At 74.2% G+C, this 17,371-nt stretch carries 19 protein-coding genes and 1 other RNA gene; 10 read left to right on the plus strand and 10 right to left on the minus strand.

The features are described 5' to 3' along the window. Window positions 1-21 precede the first annotated feature (21 nt). Window positions 22-1,377 (plus strand): Bcr/CflA family efflux MFS transporter, encoded by a 1,356-nt coding sequence (locus ACFYXK_RS02430; RefSeq protein ID WP_389409452.1) that lies wholly within the window; start codon window positions 22-24, stop codon window positions 1,375-1,377. Window positions 1,378-1,445: 68 nt separating this feature from the next. Then, window positions 1,446-2,453, plus strand: a complete 1,008-nt coding sequence (locus tag ACFYXK_RS02435) for a small ribosomal subunit Rsm22 family protein (protein WP_389409453.1) — start codon at window positions 1,446-1,448, stop codon at window positions 2,451-2,453. A 36-nt stretch (window positions 2,454-2,489) separates the two neighbouring features. Here ACFYXK_RS02435 and ddaH read toward each other — a convergent pair whose 3' ends face one another. Next, complete coding sequence (gene ddaH / locus ACFYXK_RS02440; protein ID WP_383507634.1) at window positions 2,490-3,320, minus strand: dimethylargininase; 831 nt, start codon at window positions 3,318-3,320, stop codon at window positions 2,490-2,492. Between the two features lie 111 nt (window positions 3,321-3,431). On the opposite strand from ddaH, the gene ACFYXK_RS02445 reads away from it, so the two are divergent. Together ACFYXK_RS02445 and ACFYXK_RS02450 are read left to right on the plus strand one after the other, a co-directional pair. Continuing rightward, a complete protein-coding gene (locus ACFYXK_RS02445) occupies window positions 3,432-4,061 on the plus strand; it encodes a TetR/AcrR family transcriptional regulator (RefSeq protein ID WP_389409454.1) in 630 nt (209 codons plus the stop codon). Window positions 4,062-4,265: 204 nt separating this feature from the next. Next, window positions 4,266-5,012: a bifunctional DNA primase/polymerase gene (locus ACFYXK_RS02450; RefSeq protein ID WP_383507628.1), complete on the plus strand. Its 747-nt coding sequence runs from the start codon at window positions 4,266-4,268 to the stop codon at window positions 5,010-5,012. Between the two features lie 100 nt (window positions 5,013-5,112). Here ACFYXK_RS02450 and yaaA read toward each other — a convergent pair whose 3' ends face one another. After that, window positions 5,113-5,913: a peroxide stress protein YaaA gene (yaaA, locus tag ACFYXK_RS02455; RefSeq protein ID WP_389409455.1), complete on the minus strand. Its 801-nt coding sequence runs from the start codon at window positions 5,911-5,913 to the stop codon at window positions 5,113-5,115. A gap of 239 nt (window positions 5,914-6,152) precedes the next feature. On the opposite strand from yaaA, the gene ACFYXK_RS02460 reads away from it, so the two are divergent. Then, window positions 6,153-6,419, plus strand: a complete 267-nt coding sequence (locus ACFYXK_RS02460) for a hypothetical protein (RefSeq protein ID WP_389409456.1) — start codon at window positions 6,153-6,155, stop codon at window positions 6,417-6,419. Window positions 6,420-6,452: 33 nt separating this feature from the next. Here ACFYXK_RS02460 and ACFYXK_RS02465 read toward each other — a convergent pair whose 3' ends face one another. Both ACFYXK_RS02465 and ACFYXK_RS02470 read right to left on the minus strand, forming a co-directional pair. After that, on the minus strand, window positions 6,453-7,334 hold the full coding sequence (locus ACFYXK_RS02465) for a hypothetical protein (RefSeq protein ID WP_389409457.1): 882 nt from the start codon (window positions 7,332-7,334) through the stop codon (window positions 6,453-6,455). Next, window positions 7,331-8,068, minus strand: a complete 738-nt coding sequence (locus tag ACFYXK_RS02470; RefSeq protein ID WP_389409458.1) for a MerR family transcriptional regulator — start codon at window positions 8,066-8,068, stop codon at window positions 7,331-7,333. Before ACFYXK_RS02470 ends, ACFYXK_RS02465 begins: the two co-directional genes overlap by 4 nt. Window positions 8,069-8,147: 79 nt before the next feature. Between ACFYXK_RS02470 and rnpB the strand changes: the two genes are divergently transcribed. Continuing rightward, window positions 8,148-8,549, plus strand: an RNA gene (rnpB, locus tag ACFYXK_RS02475) — RNase P RNA component class A. Between the two features lie 83 nt (window positions 8,550-8,632). Beyond that, a complete protein-coding gene (locus ACFYXK_RS02480; protein ID WP_389409459.1) occupies window positions 8,633-8,833 on the plus strand; it encodes a hypothetical protein in 201 nt (66 codons plus the stop codon). Window positions 8,834-8,869: 36 nt separating this feature from the next. Here ACFYXK_RS02480 and ACFYXK_RS02485 read toward each other — a convergent pair whose 3' ends face one another. From ACFYXK_RS02485 to ACFYXK_RS02495, 3 genes are read right to left on the minus strand one after another with little or no spacing between them, the layout of a single operon-like run. After that, the gene (locus ACFYXK_RS02485; protein ID WP_389409460.1) at window positions 8,870-10,114 is read right to left on the minus strand and encodes a bifunctional RNase H/acid phosphatase; all 1,245 of its coding nucleotides are present in this window, start codon (window positions 10,112-10,114) and stop codon (window positions 8,870-8,872) included. Next, window positions 10,114-10,857 carry a zinc ribbon domain-containing protein gene (locus ACFYXK_RS02490; protein WP_389409833.1) on the minus strand — a complete coding sequence of 248 codons (744 nt, stop codon included), beginning with the start codon at window positions 10,855-10,857 and terminating at the stop codon, window positions 10,114-10,116. The genes ACFYXK_RS02485 and ACFYXK_RS02490 overlap by 1 nt, the downstream gene beginning before the upstream one ends. Then, entirely contained in the window at window positions 10,854-11,711 is an 858-nt protein-coding gene (locus ACFYXK_RS02495) for a Nif3-like dinuclear metal center hexameric protein (RefSeq protein ID WP_389409461.1), read from the minus strand. Before ACFYXK_RS02495 ends, ACFYXK_RS02490 begins: the two co-directional genes overlap by 4 nt. A gap of 230 nt (window positions 11,712-11,941) precedes the next feature. On the opposite strand from ACFYXK_RS02495, the gene ACFYXK_RS02500 reads away from it, so the two are divergent. Next, entirely contained in the window at window positions 11,942-13,000 is a 1,059-nt protein-coding gene (locus ACFYXK_RS02500) for a hypothetical protein (protein ID WP_389409462.1), read from the plus strand. A 70-nt stretch (window positions 13,001-13,070) separates the two neighbouring features. Here ACFYXK_RS02500 and ACFYXK_RS02505 read toward each other — a convergent pair whose 3' ends face one another. Continuing rightward, window positions 13,071-14,249, minus strand: a complete 1,179-nt coding sequence (locus ACFYXK_RS02505) for an ROK family protein (RefSeq protein WP_389409463.1) — start codon at window positions 14,247-14,249, stop codon at window positions 13,071-13,073. Window positions 14,250-14,398: 149 nt separating this feature from the next. Between ACFYXK_RS02505 and ACFYXK_RS02510 the strand changes: the two genes are divergently transcribed. Next, a complete protein-coding gene (locus ACFYXK_RS02510) occupies window positions 14,399-14,680 on the plus strand; it encodes a hypothetical protein (protein ID WP_389409464.1) in 282 nt (93 codons plus the stop codon). Beyond that, window positions 14,677-15,279, plus strand: coding sequence for a hypothetical protein (locus ACFYXK_RS02515; protein WP_389409465.1), 603 nt, complete (start codon window positions 14,677-14,679; stop codon window positions 15,277-15,279). Before ACFYXK_RS02510 ends, ACFYXK_RS02515 begins: the two co-directional genes overlap by 4 nt. On the opposite strand, the gene ACFYXK_RS02520 is transcribed toward ACFYXK_RS02515, so the two are convergent. Further along, window positions 15,276-16,244 carry a 3-oxoacyl-ACP reductase gene (locus tag ACFYXK_RS02520; protein ID WP_389409466.1) on the minus strand — a complete coding sequence of 323 codons (969 nt, stop codon included), beginning with the start codon at window positions 16,242-16,244 and terminating at the stop codon, window positions 15,276-15,278. The genes ACFYXK_RS02515 and ACFYXK_RS02520 overlap by 4 nt on opposite strands. A gap of 14 nt (window positions 16,245-16,258) precedes the next feature. Further along, window positions 16,259-17,338: a Zn-dependent alcohol dehydrogenase gene (locus ACFYXK_RS02525; protein WP_389409467.1), complete on the minus strand. Its 1,080-nt coding sequence runs from the start codon at window positions 17,336-17,338 to the stop codon at window positions 16,259-16,261. Window positions 17,339-17,371: the final 33 nt, after the last annotated feature.

Genomic DNA, 17,371 nt, shown 5'->3' on the forward strand with positions numbered 1-17,371 from the left:
ACGAAAAGACTGGAGTTCCGCATGCCGGAGAGAGGCCCCGCGACGGCCCCCTCGCACGAGCCGTCGCCCGAGACGCCCTCCGCACCGCAGACCGCTTCCGCACCGCAGACCGCTTCCGCACCGCAGACCCCTTCCGCGCCGGGGCCCGCTTCCGCCCCGCTGACGTCCGCCCGCCGTACCGGACTGCTCGTCACTTTCATACTCGGCGGGCTCAGCGCCCTCCCCCCGCTGTCCATGGACATGTACCTGCCGGCCCTGCCGGAGGTCACCGACGCCCTGGACAGCCCGGCCGCCACCATCCAGGTCACCCTCACCGCCTGCCTCGCCGGCATGGCGCTGGGCCAGCTCGTCATCGGCCCGATGAGCGACAAGTGGGGCCGCCGCCGGCCCCTGCTGATCGGCATGGTCGTCTACGTGCTCGCCACCGCGATCTGCGCCCTCGCCCCGACCGCCGAGCTGCTGATCGGCTTCCGGCTGCTCCAGGGCCTGGCCGGGTCCGCCGCGGTCGTCATCGCCCGGGCCGTCGTACGCGACCTGTACGACGGGGTCGAGATGGCCCGGTTCTTCTCCACGCTGATGCTCATATCCGGCGTGGCCCCGGTCGTCGCCCCGCTCATCGGCGGCCAGGTGCTCCGCTTCTCCGACTGGCGCGGGGTGTTCGTCGTCCTCACCGCCGTCGGCGCCCTGCTCACCCTCGTCGTCTGGCGCAGCCTCGGCGAAACCCTGCCGCCCGGGCAGCGGCAGACCGGCGGCGTGGGCTCCGCGCTGCGGACCATGCGCGGGCTGCTCGCCGACCGGGGCTTCGCCGGGTACACCCTGGCCGGCGGCTTCGCCTTCGCCACGCTCTTCTCCTACATCTCCGCCTCGCCCTTCGTGGTGCAGGAGATCTACGGGGCTTCGCCGCAGGCCTTCAGCCTGCTGTTCGGCCTCAACTCGGTCGGCCTGATCGCCGCCGGGCAGGTCAACGGCAAGCTGCTGGTCGGCCGGGTCCGCCTGGACAAGGTGCTGGCGGGCGGCATCGCCGTCATCACCGCCGCCTCGGTGGCGCTGCTGCTGATGGCGGCCGGGGTGTTCGGGGAGGTCGGACTGGTCCCGATCGCCGCGGCGCTGTTCGTCCTGATGTCGGCGATGGGCGTGGTGCTGCCGAACACCAACGCGCTGGCGCTGATGCGCACCCCGCACGCGGCCGGGTCGGCCTCGGCGCTGCTGGGCACCTCCTCCTTCCTGGTCGGGGCGATCGCCTCGCCGCTGGTCGGCATCGCGGGCGAGGGCACGGCGGTGCCGATGGCGGTGGTCCAGCTGGTGTGCTCGCTGCTGGCGGCCGCCTGCTTCGCCGGCATGTGCCGGCCCTGGCAGAACCGGGAGTCCGCGGTCTGAGCCGGACGCCCGGGCGGGGGCGCCGGCACGGCGTCCGGAGGGTGTCCCGGGCGCCGTAAACTTCGCGGGTGAACGCCTCCGCCTCCGTCCCCACCACCGCCGAAACCCTGCGGTCCGCGCTCGGCGGGCTGCTCGACGGGCTCCCGCCGAAGCAGGCCACCGCCGCCGTCGACCGGCTGATCGCCAACTACCGCGGCCGGACCCCGACCGACGCGCCCGTCCTGCGGGACCGCTCCGACGTGGCGGCGTACGCGGCGTACCGGATGCCGGCCACCTTCGAGGCCGTGCGCTCCGCCCTGGACGCGCTCGCCGAGGCCGCGCCGCAGTGGTCCCCGGCCTCCCACGTCGACGTGGGCGGCGGCACGGGCGCGGCGACCTGGGCGGTGGACGCCGTCTGGGAAGGCCCGCGCGGCACCACGGTCCTGGACTGGGCGGAGCCGGCGCTGGCCCTCGGCAAGGAGCTCGCGGCGTCCTCCGGGTCGGAGGTGCTGCGCGCCGCCGAGTGGCGCAGGGCCGTCATCGGATCCGGGCTGGCCCTGCCCGATGCGGACCTCGTGACGGTGTCGTACGTACTGGGCGAGCTGACGCCGGAGGCGCGCCGGGCCGTGGTCGCCGAGGCGGCCCGCGCCGCTCAGGCCGTGGTGCTGATCGAGCCGGGCACGCCCGAGGGGTACCTGCGCATCCGCGAGGCCCGCGACCAGCTGATCGGGGCGGGGCTGAAGGTCGCCGCCCCGTGCCCGCACGACGGCACCTGCCCGATCGAGGTCGGGAAGGACTGGTGCCACTTCTCGGCGCGGGTCAGCCGGTCCTCCCTGCACCGGCAGGTCAAGGGAGGGTCCCTCCCGTACGAGGACGAGAAGTTCAGCTACGTGGCCGCGACCCGCTTCCCGGTGGAGCCGGCCCCCTCCCGGATCACGCGCAGGCCGCAGATCCGGAAGGGGCTCGTCCTGCTGGACCTGTGCGGTCCGCAGGACGAGGGCCTGACCCGGGTCAACGTGACCAAGCGCCACGGTGACCTGTACAAGGCGGCGCGGGACGCCGACTGGGGCCAGGAGTGGCCGCCGGCCACCCCGTAGCTGCGCAGCCGCGACCGCAGCGCGCAGCGGCCGCTGCTACATCCGCAGCTCCTGGGTGCAGCACTTCACGCTGCCGCCGCCCTTGAGCAGCTCGCCCAGGTCCATCGGGACCGGCTCGAAGCCCCGGTCCCGCAGGGGCGCGAACAGCCCGGCCGCCGCCTGCGGGAGCAGGACGTGGCGGCCGTCCGAGACGGCGTTCAGGCCGAGGGCCGCCGCGTCCTCGGCGCCGGCGATCAGCGCGTCCGGGAACAGCCGGCGGAGCACCGCCTGGCTGCCGGGCGAGAAGGCGGGCGGGTAGTACATGACCTCGTCGCCGTCGAGCACGCACAGCGCCGTGTCCAGGTGGTAGTACCGCGGGTCCACCAGGTCGAGGCCGATGACCGGCCGGCCGAAGAACTCCTGCGCCTCGTCGTGCGAGAGCGGGCTGGAGCGGAAGCCCCGGCCGGCCAGGATGTAGCTCGCGGTGACCGCGAAATCGCCCTCGCCCTCGTTGACATGGGACGGCTCGTGGACGTCCTGGAAGCCGTGGGTCCGGAACCAGTCGAGGTGGATCTCCGCCTCGGCGGCGCGCTCCGGGTAGGCGAACCGGGCGCCGAGCACCCGGCCGTCGACGACGAGGGCGCCGTTCGCGGCGAAGACCATGTCGGGCAGCTCGGGGTCCGGTACGAGCGTCTCGACGGTGTGGCCGAGGGAGCGGTAGCGGTCCCGGAGGTCTTCCCACTGGGCGTGTGCGAGGGGCAGGTCCACCGGTTTCGTGGGATCCATCCACGGGTTGATGGAGTACGTGACCTTGAAGTGTGCGGGTGGGCACATCAAGTAGCGCCGGGGTGTGGCGTCTCTGCGCAAAGAAGGCTCCTCACGACTCACGGGAGATGTGGAGAGAATCGTCTCTCCTCTTCGCAGACCGCGCAGTGAACTGATTGGGTGGTTTACGGAATGACACAAAGACGAGACGTCTCGCGTTGATAATTTGTCCGAATGAGCAGCAGAACGTCCGACGGCAAAGCCCCAGACCCCGCCCGCCGCAGCGACCGCTCCCGGCGCGCCATCCTCGACGCGGCGCTCGCACTGGTCGGGGAGGTCGGCTACAACAAGCTGACCATCGAGGCCATCGCCGCCCGCGCGGGCGTCGGCAAGCAGACGATCTACCGCTGGTGGCCGTCGAAGGCGGCGGTCCTGCTGGACGCCTCGCTCGCCCTCGCCGGGGACGCGGAGACGGAAGGGGGCTGGACCGGCTTCCCGGACACCGGTGACCTCGCGGCGGACCTCAAGCTCGTGCTGCGGGCGACGGTGGACCAGTTCAACGACGAGAAGTACGAGGCCCCCGTGCGCGCCCTGACCGCCGCCGGGGCGACCGACCCCGAGCTGGGCAAGCGCTTCACCGAGCAGCTGCTGGAGCCGCAGCTCGCCCTGTACGAGGCACGGTTGAGGGCGGCCCGGGAGGCCGGGCAGCTCGCGGCGGACGTGGACCTGCGCCTGACGGTGGAGATGCTGGTCGGGCCGCTGACGTACCGCTGGCTGATGCAGACGGGGCCGCTGACGCACGCGTTCACGGACGGTTTGGTGGACCGGGTGCTGGGCGGGGTGGCGAACGTCACCGACGCCTGAGCAGCGGCGACCGGCCGGTGTTCGGCGGGTGACGGCGGGCACAATTGGCCGAATTTCACCGGAATGTGACGGTATTCCGCCTGCCATTCCGAACGCTCCGTACACCTTTCCGCCACCCCCCGGTGGGGGAGGGCGGTCACCCGGACCGCAGGATGGTGGGACCATGTGAGGGTCTGCCGGGGAAACGGTGAGGTGAGGGGATAGATGGGGTCTGAGTCAGGCCGCGTCAAACGCGGCGAGCAGAGCAGGATTTCCCAGTGGCTGCGCCGGCGGCCCAAACCCTCCCCCGAAGATCCCGAGCGCGTACGCGAGGCCCTTCTGCTGGCCGTGGCCGCCGCAGGTCTGCCGCTCGCCCCCGCCGCCCACCCCGCCGGCTACCGGTGTTCGTGCGAGCGGATCGGCTGTCCCACGCCGGCGCGGCACCCCCTCTCCTTCGCCTGGCAGACGCAGTCGTCGACCGACCGCGCGCAGATCGAACGCTGGGCACGCAACCAGCCGCAGGCGAACTTCATCACCGCGACGGGCATGGTCCACGACGTACTCGACGTCCCGCTCGAGGCCGGGGCGAGTGCACTGGCCCGCCTGCTGGCGGCGGGCGTCGAGGTCGGCCCGGTCGCGGAATCCGGCGGTACGGGCGACCAGGCCCGGATGCTCTTCTTCACGGCGACGCGCGGAACCCCCGAGGACGAGGACGAGTGGTGGCCGTGCGAGCTGGACTGCCACCCGGAGACCATGGACGAGCACCCGGGGCTGCGGTGGCACTGCCGTGGCAGCTACGTCCTGGTTCCCCCGGCCGCCCTCCCCGGTGACCTGGCGGTGACCTGGATCCGCGGCATGGAGCACCCGCTCCCGGACCCCCTCACGCTCCTGGAAACGCTGACGGACGCCTGCGCCACGTACGCGGGCGCGTCCGACCGGACCCCCTCGGCGGCCTGGCCCCTGAGCCGCTGACCCCGGCGGACCGCCGGGCGCAGCGGGACCGGTTGCACGCCTCAGCGGCGGGACCGGTGGCACGCGGCGCGCGGCGGGGGAAGGGGACCCGGCCGGGCGGTCAGTGGATCTGGCTGACCACCACGTCCAGGGACCAGGCCTTGGCCGGCTTGGCCGGGGGTTCGACCTCCACCGTGTAGCCCAGGTCTCGCAGCGCCGTGACCAGGTCGGCGGGGGTCGCGGGGACGGCGCCCGCGAGGAGCAGGTCCCGCACCAGCCGCCCCTTCGTCGCCTTGTTGAAGTGGCTCACCACCGACCGCTTCTCCACCCCGTCCACGACCTGCGCGTGCAGCACCCGCACCGTCGCCGTCCGCCCCGCCACCTCACCCTTGGGCTTCCACGCCGACCCGTACGCCGACGACCGCAGGTCCAGCACCAGCCCGTCCCCCGCCGCGGCCGGCATCACCGCCGCCATCGGCTCCCGCCAGTACGCCCCGAGCGCACCCAGCGCCGGCAGCTTCACGCCCATCGAGCAGCGGTACGAGGGGATCCGGTCCGTCACGCGGACCGCGCCCCACAGCCCCGAGAACACCAGCAGCGACCGCTCCGCCAGCGCCCGCGCGCCCGCCGGCAGGTCCGCCAGGCCGAGCGCGTCGTACAGCACGCCGGTGTAGATCTCCCCCGCCGGCCGCGCCACCGCGGACCGCAGCCCCGCGTTCTTCGCCACCTCGCCGCGCAGCCCCTCGCTCAGGCCGAGCACCTCGCGGGCCTTCAGCTCGTCCCCCGCACACAGCTCGACCAGTTCCGCCAGCACGGCCGCCCGCGCCCCGGCCAGTCCGGGCAGTGACAGCGTCTCCGGCTCCAGGGGCGCGCCGGAACCGCCGGCGGCCTTTCCCTCGGACGGCGGCAGCAGCACGAGCACGGTGGTTCTCCTTCAGTACGACACGGCGCAGGGGGTGCGGCCCCCGAGCCAGGGTAAGGCTCTCGCAGCACCCCCGGCGCCCGCGACGGCCCGAGCGGTGTCCGGCGCGGGGCCGGCGTGCGTGCGGCGGCGGGCTGCCCTAGCGTCGGAAGGAGAGGGGCAGCCGTCCGGCGCCCCGACCGGATCCGCGATCGACCGGATCCGCGAGTCCCCGACCGCCCGGAGAGCAGGTGCCTCCCATGCGCATGTCGGTCCCCATCGCCGGTGTCCTCACCGGTCTGACCCTCGTACTCGGCGGCGGTGCCTTCACCGCCCACGCGGACATCCCGGCCTGCACGAACCTGGTCGCGCAGTCGGGCGTCGCCGTCTCGGACGCCGTCACATCGGCCTGTGTCCAGGGTGTGCACAACGACCTGGACGGCTGTGTGGGCGCCCTGACCGCGGCCGGCGTGGCGGGCGGCGCCGCGAACGGCGCCTGCCGGATGGCGGCCAGCCCGCCCAGGTGACCGGCCGCCTCGTGGTGCAGTAGGAGCCCGTCGTCACCGGGCCCCGGCGCCGGCATCCGTCCCCGCCGCTGGTGGGGGCCCCTCCGGGCCGGACCGGCGCAGTGCGGCCACCAGCGTGCGCGGGTCGTCGGCGTGGAAGCGGATGGTGCGGGCCTGCGCCCGGGAGCCGAGCGGCCGGACGAACGCGAGCGGACGGGTCAGCTCCAGGGTCACCGTGGTCTGGCTGCCCACGGCCAGGTCGAGCACCCCGTCCGCGGAGAGGGAGGCGAGCCGGCCCTCCGGGTAGCGCCGGTCCACCCGGGCCGAGGCCACCGCGTCCGGCGGGACGGTGAGGTCGAACAGGGCCCCGTAGCGGATCCGCAGGGAGCCGTCCCGGCGGACCACGTGCGGCCGGGTCACGCAGGCGGCGTGCATCGCCAGCACCAGCAGCACCCCGTACACGTCGAGGACCAGCACCACCCGGTGCACGGCCGGCCACGGGATCAGGAAGGCCAGCGCCACGGTCTCGATGACCGATACGAACAGCAAGCCGTACATCATGGCCGTCTGCGGTCCGGTGTACCCGGCGGCCAGCTCGCCCGCGCCCACCCCGTGCGGCGGCCGCCGCAGCACCCACCGCCCCAGCGAGGCCATGGCGCGCAGCTCGTGCAGCAGCAGTTTCCGCACGGCCACGGGTACGACGGCGCGCACGGCCTCCCGCAAGGCCGTCCCGGGGCCGGCGCCGTGGCCGCGCCGGTCGGCGTACAGCCTGCCCAGCACCCAGCCTTCGAGCAGCAGCACGCAGAGCACCAGCGCCTGGGCGACGGCGAGCGCCCAGCCGGGCAGCCGCACCCCGGCGACCCCGCACACCAGCAGGACCAGCTCCCCCGGTACGACGGCTCCGGCCGCCCACCGCGCCGCGCGCACGCCGCTCATCCCCGGCCCCTTTCCACGAACGCCTCCATCACCCGGCGTACGACCTCCGCCTGCGCGGGGGCGTACGCGGCGAGCAGCGCCTGCGTGAACCCCTCCCCGACGGGCCGCCCGTCGGCCGGGATCGCAGCGAACGCCTCGTCGGGAACGGCCGCCACGAGTTCGGCGGCGAGCGCCGGGATCCGCGGGTCGTCGACCGGCGCCCCGGCCAGCTCGTCCAGCCGCTCGTACAGCGCGAGGACGGACGGATCGGCGGCCAGCGGGGCGAGCGCGGCGTAGAGCTCCTCACCGGCGGCGCCGGACACGTCGAGCAGCGTCAGGTGCTCACGGTCCATCGCGGCGCTCGGCGAGGCCGTCTTCGGCGCCTTGGCGAGCAGCGCGGCGAGCGCGGGCGAGACCGGTTCGCCCTCCCCGGGCGGCGCGGCCAGCAGGACGGCGAGCCGGCGCCGGCGCTCGGCCAGCTCGGCCTCCTGCCGGGCCAAGTCGGCGTCGAGCTCCTCGAGTACGTCGGCCAGCTCGCGCCCGGCGTCGTCCGCGAGGACGTCGCGCACCTCGTCGAGGCTCAGCCCGAGCTCGGTCAGCCGGCGTACGCGCGCCAGCAGGACGGCGTCGCGCACGCTGTAGGCGCGATAGCCGTTGGACCTGCGCTCCGGCTCCGGGAGCAGGCCGACATGGTGGTAGTGCCGGATGGCCCGGGTGGTGACCCCGACCAGCGCGGCGATCTCTCCGATCCGCATGCCGTCCAGTAGAAACCCTGCCGCTGCGTCAAGGTCAAGCCGTGGGCGGCACAGCCGGTAACATGGTCGCCACGGCAGACGAGTCGGCCGGGCGGCCGCGTCGGGATCCCCGGATCCCGCCGAGGAACGTCCGGGCTCCACAGGGCAGGGTGGTGGGTAACGCCCACCCGGGGTGACCCGCGGGACAGTGCCACAGAAAACAGACCGCCGGGGGCTTCGGTCCTCGGTAAGGGTGAAACGGTGGTGTAAGAGACCACCAGCGCCTGGGGTGACCCAGGCGGCTAGGTAAACCCCACCCGGAGCAAGGTCAAGAGGAGCCGTCTTCGGACGGCTCTGCGCGAACGCTCGAGGGCTGCCCGCCCGAGTTCGCGGGTAGACCGCACGAGGCCGGCGGCAACGCCGGTCCTAGATGGATGGCCGTCTCCCCGGCGACCGCGAGGTCACCGGGAGACAGAACCCGGCGTACAGGCCGGCTCGTCTGCCGCTTCCGCCCCGAACCGCTTTCACCGGTCCGGGGCGGTTCTGTAGCGTGCGCGCCCTCGACACGTACAAGAGGTGGGGAAAATGACCTTCGTACTCCTGGTGCTCGTGGCTGCCGCCGCCGGCGGGGCCGTCTGCGTGGTGTGGGCGGAACGCGGCGGGCCGCGCTGGGTCCGCATCGTGGCGAGCGTGACGCTCGGCATCGCGGCGGTGGTGCGCGGCCTCCACAGGAGCGGACGGCGGGGCGGCAGCCGGAGCAGCGCGAACAGCGACGGCGACGAATAGGGCCGGCCGCCCGCGCCGCTCCGGGCCCGACACTCCTTAGCGCAGGTGCGAGGTGTCGTTGAGCAGGCGGACCGAGGCGTTGCCGTCGGCGTAGTACGCCACCGCCGAGAGGGAGGCTGCGGAAAGCTCCATCCGGAACAGCGACTCCGGCGGGGCGCCGAGCGCCAGGCGCACCAGCATCTTGACCGGCGTCACGTGCGTGACCAGCAGCACCGTGCGGCCCGCGTGCGCGGCCAGCAGCCGGTCCCGGGTGGCCGAGATCCGGCGGGTGGCCGCCGCGAAGCTCTCGCCGCCGCCCGTCGGGGCCGCCTTCGGGGAGTCCAGCCAGGCCTGGAGGTCGTCCGGGAAGCGCTCCTTCACCTCGGCGAAGGTCAGGCCCTCCCAGGCACCGAAGTCCACCTCGCGCAGGCCCTCCTCGACGGTGACCTCCAGCCCGAGGCGGTCCGCGACGGCCTGCGCGGTCTCCCGGCAGCGGCGCAGCGGGGAGCTGACGATCGTCTGGACGGTGCCGCGGGCGGCCAGCGCCTCGGCCACCGCCGAAGCCTGGCGGCGGCCGGCCGGGGACAGTTCCGGGTCGGCGCCGCCTCTGCCGGAGAAGCGCTTCTGCGGGGTGAGGGCCGTCTCCCCGTGGCGCAGCAGTACGAAGGTCGCCGGGGTCCCCATGTCGGGGCCCCAGCCCTGGCCTTTGGCGGGCGCTGTGGCCGTACCGGCCCCGGCGCTCCCGCCGGAGGCGGATGCCAGGGCCGCGCGGACCGCCGCCGCCCCCTTCGCCGCATCCCCCGGAGGACCCTGCGGGGTGGCCAGGGCGCGCGCCGCCGAGGTGTCCAGGGCCGCCGTGGACGCCGACGGCTCCCACTGCCTGCCGCGCTTGCCCGCGTCCATGGCCTCGTTGGCGAGCCGGTCGGCGTGCTTGTTCCGCTCGCGCGGGATCCACTCGTACGTGACCTGCCCGCGGGGCAGGATCGTCGCCGCCTCCGCCGCGAGGGGCTTCATGTCCGGGTGCTTGATCTTCCAGCGGCCGGACATCTGCTCGACGACCAGCTTGGAGTCCATGCGGACCTGGACCACGGCGTCCGGGGACAGCTCGCGGGCGGCCCTGAGGCCGGCGATCAGCCCCTTGTACTCGGCCACGTTGTTCGTCGCGACGCCGATGTACTCGGCGCGCTCGGCCAGCGTCTCGCCCGTCGCCGGGTCGAGGACGACCGCGCCGTAGCCGGCGGGCCCCGGGTTGCCCCGGGATCCGCCGTCCGCTTCCACGACGAACCGGACAGGCCCCTGCATCAGATGCCCGAGTCGGCCGTACGGACCAGGATGCGGCCGCAGTTCTCGTGACGTACGACCTGGTCGCGGGCCGCGGCCTTGATCTCGTTGACCTCGGCCATGTCGAGCTCCAGGCGGCAGCCCTCGCAGCGGCGCTGGTACAGGCGGGCGGCGCCGACGCCGCCCTGCTTGACGCGGATCTTCTCGTACAGGGCCATCAGGTCGACCGGCATCGAGGCGACGATGACCTCGCGGTCCTTGGTGACCTTCGCGGCCTCGGCGTCGAGCTCGGTGGTCGCCGCGTCACGGCGGGCGGTGGCGTCGGCCAGCTTGGCCTCGAGGGCGGAGACGCGCTCGGTGAGCTCGGTGACCCGCTCCTGCGCACCCTCCAGGCGCTCCATCACCTCGAGGACGACGTCCTCCAGGTCGGCCTGGCGCTTGGCGAGGGAGACGACCTCGCTCTGCAGGTTCGCCAGGTCGCGGGCCGAGATGCCGGCGCCGGAGTCGAGCCGCTGCTGGTCGCGGGCCGCGCGCTGGCGCACCTGGTCGACGTCCTGCTCCGCCTTGGTCTGCTCGCGGGCGGCGTCGCTCGCCTGCGTCTGGGCCGCCACGAGCAGGTCGCGCTGCTGCGTCAGGTCCTTGCTCAGGGACTCGACCTCGGTGTGCTCCGGCAGCGACTTGCGCTTGTGGGCGAGCTGAGACAGCCGGACGTCCAGGGCCTGGACGTCGAGAAGTCGGATCTGGTCGGCGGGCTCGGCGTTCAGTTGGGGGCTCCAGGGATAGAAGGGGGTGTGACGGACGGCGCGTGCACCGTCCACGGGTCGGTGACCGTGCGCGAGACGTGGGTGCGAAGACCCCAGCCGTGGCGCTCGGAGATCGCGTCGAGCTGCGCTGCCGCCTGCTCGCACCAGGGCCACTCGGTGGCCCAGTGCGCGGCGTCGACGAGGGCCAGCGGGCTCTGCTCGCGGGCCTCGGAGACGGGGTGGTGGCGCAGGTCCGCGGTGAGGTAGACGTCCACGCCGGCGGCGCGGACGGCCGCGAAGTTCCCGTCGCCGGAGCCGCCGCTGACGGCGACGGTACGGACGGGCATGTCGGGGTCGCCCGCGACGCGGATTCCCTGCGCGGTCTGCGGCAGCCGGGCGGCGGCGCGGGCGGCGAACTCGCGCAGCGTCTCGGGGTGGTCCAGCTCGCAGATCCGGCCGAGGCCGCGGCGGCCTTCGGGGTCGCTCGGATCGGGGACCAGCGGGCCGGTGATCCGCAGGTCGAGGGCGCCGGCGAGGGCGTCGGAGACGCCGGGGTCGGCGGTGTCCGCGTTGGTGTGGGCTACGTGCAGCGCGATGTCGTTCTTGATCAGCGTGTGCACGACGCGGCCCTTGAAGGTGCCGGCCTCGACCGTGGTGGTGCCGCGCAGGTAGAGGGGGTGGTGGGTGACGACCAGGTCGGCGCCCAGCTTCACGGCCTCGTCGACGATCTCCTGCACGGGGTCGACGGCGAACAGGACCCGGGAGACCTCGGCGTCGGGATCGCCGCAGACGGTTCCGACGGCGTCCCACTGCTCGGCCCGCGAGGGGGGCCAGAGAGCGTCCAGCGCGGCGATGACTTCAGAGAGACGTGGCACAGGCCAAGGCTACCGTCCGCACGGGAGCGGCAGGTCCGTACAAGGGTCCCGGCCGCCCGGGACCCCCCGTACGTCTGCTCCGGGAAGGACGCCCCGGTATCGCACAGCACAATCGCCCCCGCCACCACGGCCGAACCGCCGGGCGGCCACCCGTATGTGTGAAGCGCGGAAGGTCGTACCGTTCGGGCCGACGTGCGAAAACTAGCTTCCTCCCCGGAGGTGACGCACGGATGACTGTCTGTGCCATCGAGATCACGACGACGGCCCCGTTCACCATCGCCGCGGACGGGTCGTACGCAGCCCGGCTGGCCGGGGAGGGTGAGGCCCGCTACCCCGAGCGCTGGACGCTGGACGGGCCCGAGCCGTACGCGGTGCCGCTGCCGCTCGCGCAGCCCGAGGAGGCCGACAGCGAGCTGCTGGCGCTGGCCGACGGGCGGGTGCTGATCCACCGTCGGGTCGCCCGGCGACACGCCTTCGCGCTGCTGTACCCGACGGGCGGCGCCGCGGCCGGGCCGCGGACCGGGGAGCTCCCGCTGGGCTCGGTGGAGCCCGGGGACGACGGGGCACGGGTGTCCCTGCTGCCCCCGTCCCCGGACGGATGCGGCGCCTTCGCCCTGGCCGCCTCGGCCGCCGGGACCACGGTCTGGCAGGTGACCGGGGGCGTCTTCGGGCAGGTCGCCCGGATCCCGGGCCGGTGCTCCGGCGGCGTGTGGCTCGACCGGGGCGGCCGGATGCTGGCGCTGGACCGCGAGCTCGACGGCACCACCAAGGCCGTCGCGGTGGACCTGGGCCGCGGCGGCGAGGTCTCCCCGCTGCTCCAGATCGCGGAGGGCAGCGACGACCGGCTGCTGCTGGCCGACCCCGACAGCGGGCTGCTGCTGATCCGCTCGGACGCCCCGGGCGAACCGCGCCTGGGCTGGGGGGTGCTGGGCAGCTCCCTCCCGGTGCGCTTCCCGGAGTGCCTGCGCGGGGAGGCGGGGACCCCGTTCGCGGTGCAGCCGGGCCAGGCTCTGATGCCGGAGACCTGCGGGGTCGCGCTCCGGCTGGAGGAGGGCGGGATCGGCCTGTGGCGGCCCGCCGACCGGCACGTCTTCCGTCTCGGCGCCCCCGACGGCTGGCTCGGCACCGGGCTGTGGAGCCGGGAGGGGCGTCTGCACCTCCCGTACGCCACCCCCGAGGTCCCGTGCGGGATCACGAGCCTGGGCCTGCCGGTGTCCCCGCCGCCGCCGGTCAGGCTGGACCCGCCGCCGGCGCCGCGGCCCGTACCGCTGCAGCAGGCCCCGCTGTAGCGGAGCTCCGCAGGTCGGCCGCCGTGCGAAGGCCCGGCGCCTTCCGAAGGCCCGGCGGCCCTCCGAACGCTCAGCGGCCTTCGAAGGCCAGGTCGCGGGCCGCGCCGAGCGCCGTGGCCACCGCGCCCAGCAGGACCGCGTCCTCCCCCAGGCTGCTGGCCGCCACCTTCGGCCGCAGCGGCGTGAGGGTGCGCAGCGTCTGCCGGACCGTGCGCAGCAGCAGGTCGGCGTTGTGGCCGACGCCGCCGCCGAGGACGACGAGGTCCGGGTCGAGGACGGCCGAGACCGCCGCGACGGTGTGGGCGAGGCGTTCGCCCTCGAGTTCCACCGCCCGGGCGGCGGCCGCGTCTCCCGCCCGGGCGGCGTCGAAGACGTCCTTGGCGGTGAGGGGGCCGGTCATCCCCTGGGCGCGGGCCGTCCGGACCACGGCCTCGGCCGAGACGGCGTCCTCCATGCTGTCGGCTTCGGGCTCCGGCTCCCGGCGGCCCGCCCACGGCAGGAAGCCGATCTCGCCGGCCCCGCCGTGCGCCCCGGTGAACAGCCGGCCCTCGCTGACGATGCCCATGCCGAGGCCGGTCCCGATCATCACGTAGACGAAGAGCCGGCTGCCCGCGCCGACGCCGTACGCGTACTCGCCGAGCGCCGCGAGGTTGGCGTCGTTCTGGACGGCGACGGGCAGGCCGAGCCCGTCGCGGATCCGGTCGAGCAGCCCCGGGCGGCCCCAGCCGGGCAGTTGCCGGGCGTACCGGACCCGGCGCTCGCCCTCGTCGTAGACGCCGGGCGTGCCGACGACGGCCCGGGTGACCTTGTCCGGGTCCAGCCCCGAGTCGGCGACGAGCCCGCGGGCGGCGGACACGGCGAGGTCGGCCACGCCGTTCGCGGTGCGGGCCTGGTTGCGGACGTCGGAGCGGGCGACGACGGTGCCGTCGAGGTCGGCCAGCGCCACGCGCAGCCGGCTCCGGCCGATGTCGAGCCCGAGGGCGTAACCGGCCGTCGGATCGGGGGCGTACAGGACGGCGATCCGGCCCCGCTCGGGTGCGTGCGTACCGGCCTCCCGGACCAGGCCGGCCTGTTCCAGGGCGGCGAGAGCACTGGAGACGGTGGGCTTGGACAGCCCCGTCTCGCGCGCGAGCTGCGCCCGCGAGGCGGCCCCGCCGGACCGCAGCCGGTCCCACAGCAGCCGCTCGTTGGCGCTGCGCTGCCGTCGCGGGTTCCAGGGCTGCTCGGCGCCCTCGTCGCTGCTGGTCATCAGGTCATTCTCGCGCAGCCGGGAGCGCCGCAGCCGCTCTGCGGGACGCACCGACGGGCGACATCTGCCGGGCCGGGCGGTGCGGCAGACCGGGGAAGGGGCGTCAAGGAATTCTTGACAACTCGGCTTCGTCAAGGTTTTCTTGACGCATGTCGATCTTGAACGTGAAGGCCCGGCACCGGGTCGCCTTTCCCGCCACCCCGTCCATGGCCGCCGCACTGCCGCTCGCCGTGAGCCTGCCGGCCACGACGGTGATGTTCGGCGACCGGTTCGGCAGCGCCGCCACCGCCGCCCTGACCGTCGCGGGCCTCGCGCTCATCGCCTGCACGGCCGGCCTGTCCGCCCGAGCGGCGGCCCGCGACGCCGAGCGCGTACGCCGCGACGAGGAAGTACTCGACGCCCTCGAACCCCTTGCCGGACTGCACCGATGAGCAACGAACCGCTGCTGAACCCGGTGGAGACCGCCCGGATCCGGGAAGGGATCGCCGCAGCCGTCCTCGGCGCGCCCGAGGGACTGGCCGACTCGCTCGAGCACGACGCGCACGGCTACCTGCGCCTGGTGGACGCCTCGCGCGTCGGAGCCGAGGAGGCGAGCCGGCTGCTGCGCGAGGCCGTCCAGGGCGCCAGGGCCGCCGGCCACAGCTGGGACACGGTGGGCCGCGTCCTGGGGGTGAGCCGCCAGGCCGCCCAGCAGCGCTTCGCGGCCAAGGCCGCGGGCGCGGGCCGGTCGGCACCGCCCGCCGAGGGACCGAACGCCCCGAAGCGCCGCATCCTCGGCGGGCTGACCGCGTTCAACGAGATGGCCGCCCTGGACGAGGCCGGCCGCGACGGCTGGCACATGGTCGGCTACGGCCCCTTCTTCCACGAGGTGGAGGCGTCCGGCCACCCCTGGGAACACTGCCGGATGACGCTCCCCTCCGGCGCGCGGCACCGGCGGATGGAATCCGAAGGCTGGATTCCGGTCGGCGTCGGCTGGTTCCCGTGGCGCTACTACAAGCGGCCCGCCGCCCCTGGTACCGCCGGCACCTAGGCCTGGCCGGCGGCGCGAACCCCCTGGTCGTGCTTGAGGGCCAGGACCTCCACCGCCGCGAAGGTCTCGTTCGCCGGGCGGGACGCGTAGTGCGGGGTCAGGACCTCGTCCAGCTCCTCGAAGGAGAAGGCCTCCTTGGTGGTGTCGAACTTGGCGGCCACCTTGGGCCGGTCCATCACGACCACGATCCCGCCGTGCACGACGAACAGCTGTCCGTTGGCCCTCGCCGAGGCCGGCGAGGCCAGGTAGCCGACCAGCGGGGCGACGTGCTCGGGGGCCAGCGGGTCGAGCTCGCCCTCCTCCGGGACCTGGAAGCCCGCGAACACGTCCTCCGTCATCCGGGTCCGGGCGCGCGGGCAGATGGCGTTGGCCGTCACCCCGTACTTGGCGAGGGCCAGGGCGGTCGAGGTCGTCAGGCCCACGATGCCGCCCTTGGCCGCCGCGTAGTTCGGCTGGCCGGCCGAACCGCCGAGGAAGGCCTCGGAGGAGGTGTTGACGATCCGGCCGTAGACCGGGCCGCCCGCCGCCTTCGAGCGTTCGCGCCAGTGCACGGAGGCGAAGTGCGTGGTGTTGAAGTGGCCCTTGAGATGGACCCGGATGACCGAGTCCCACTCCTCCTCCGACATGGAGAAGACCATCCGGTCGCGCAGGATGCCCGCGTTGTTGACCAGGACGTCGAGCTTCCCGAAGCTGCCGACCGCCAGCTCGACCAGCTCGCGCGCCTGCTCGAAGTCGGCCACGTCACCGAGGTGCGCCACCGCCTGCCCGCCCGCGGCCCGGATCTCGGCGGCCACCTCCTCCGCCGGGGCGGCCGAGGCCTCCCCCGAGCCGTCGCGTCCGCTCTGGCCGAAGTCATTGACGACCACGCTCGCCCCGAGCCGCGCGAGCTCGATCGCCTCGGCCCGGCCGAGCCCGCGGCCCGCGCCGGTGACGATGGCGCAGAGCCCCTCAAGTGGCAGTGACATCTACCGGATTCCTCTCAGAGTTCGATGCAGGTGCGCAGGGCGACGCCCGTACGCATCTGGTCGAGGGCGTCGTTGATCTCGGCGAGGTGCACCCTGTGGGTGATCAGGCCCGCCAGGTCCACCCGGCCCGCCCGCCACAGCGCGATGGTGCGTTCGTACGAGCGGAGCACGTCCCCGCCCCCGTACATCGACGGCAGGATCTTCTTCTCGTCGAAGAACAGCGAGAACATGTTGATCGAGTAGTTGTCGTCGAGCGCGCCCGCGCCGACCACGACGACGGAGCCGCCGCGCCGGGTCATCTCGTACGCGGTCTGCGTGGTCGCGGACTTGCCGACGACCTCGAAGACGTAGTCGAAGCCCTCGCCGGCCGTGATCCGGTTCCTGGCGTCGGCGAAGGCCTCCGGTGCGACCCCCTCGGTCGCACCGAAGCGCAGCGCCGCCTCGCGCCGCGAGGCCACCGGGTCCACGGCGACGATCTGCGCCGCGCCCTGCACCTTGGCGCCCTGGATGACGGAGATGCCGACTCCGCCGCAGCCGATGACGGCGACCGAGGACCCGGCCTCCACCTTGGCGGTGTTGACGGCCGCGCCGAGGCCGGTGGTCACCCCGCAGCCGATCAGCGCGGCGATGTCGTACGGCAGGTCGTCGGGGATCGGTACGGCGCACGCGGCGGGCACCACCATCTCCTCGGCGAAGGTGCCCGTGCCGGCGAAGCCGAAGATGTCCCCGCCGCCCGCGCGGCGGAAGTTGGGCGTGGCCACGTTCGCGAAGGACTCCAGGCACAGGTGGCCCTGGCCGCGCTTGCAGGCGGGACAGTGCCCGCACGGCGGCAGCCAGCAGACGAGGACCCGGTCGCCGATGGCGTGGGTGGTCACCCCGTCGCCGACGTCGACGATCTCGCCCGAGCCCTCGTGGCCGGGTACGAAGGGGGCGGGCTGCGGCAGCACGCCGCTCATCGCGGAGAGGTCCGAGTGGCACAGGCCGGTGGCCTTGATGCGGATCTTGACCTTGCCGGGGCCGAAGCCCGCGGTTTCCATGTCGTCGACGACCTCGAGCTTGTCCTGGCCTATCTCGCTCTGCAGTGCTGCGCGCACGGTGCGGCTCCTTGTGTGTCGCGAAGGTCGGGC

Source organism: Streptomyces sp. NPDC002209 (assembly GCF_042890265.1).
In the GTDB taxonomy this organism is placed as follows: domain Bacteria; phylum Actinomycetota; class Actinomycetes; order Streptomycetales; family Streptomycetaceae; genus Streptomyces.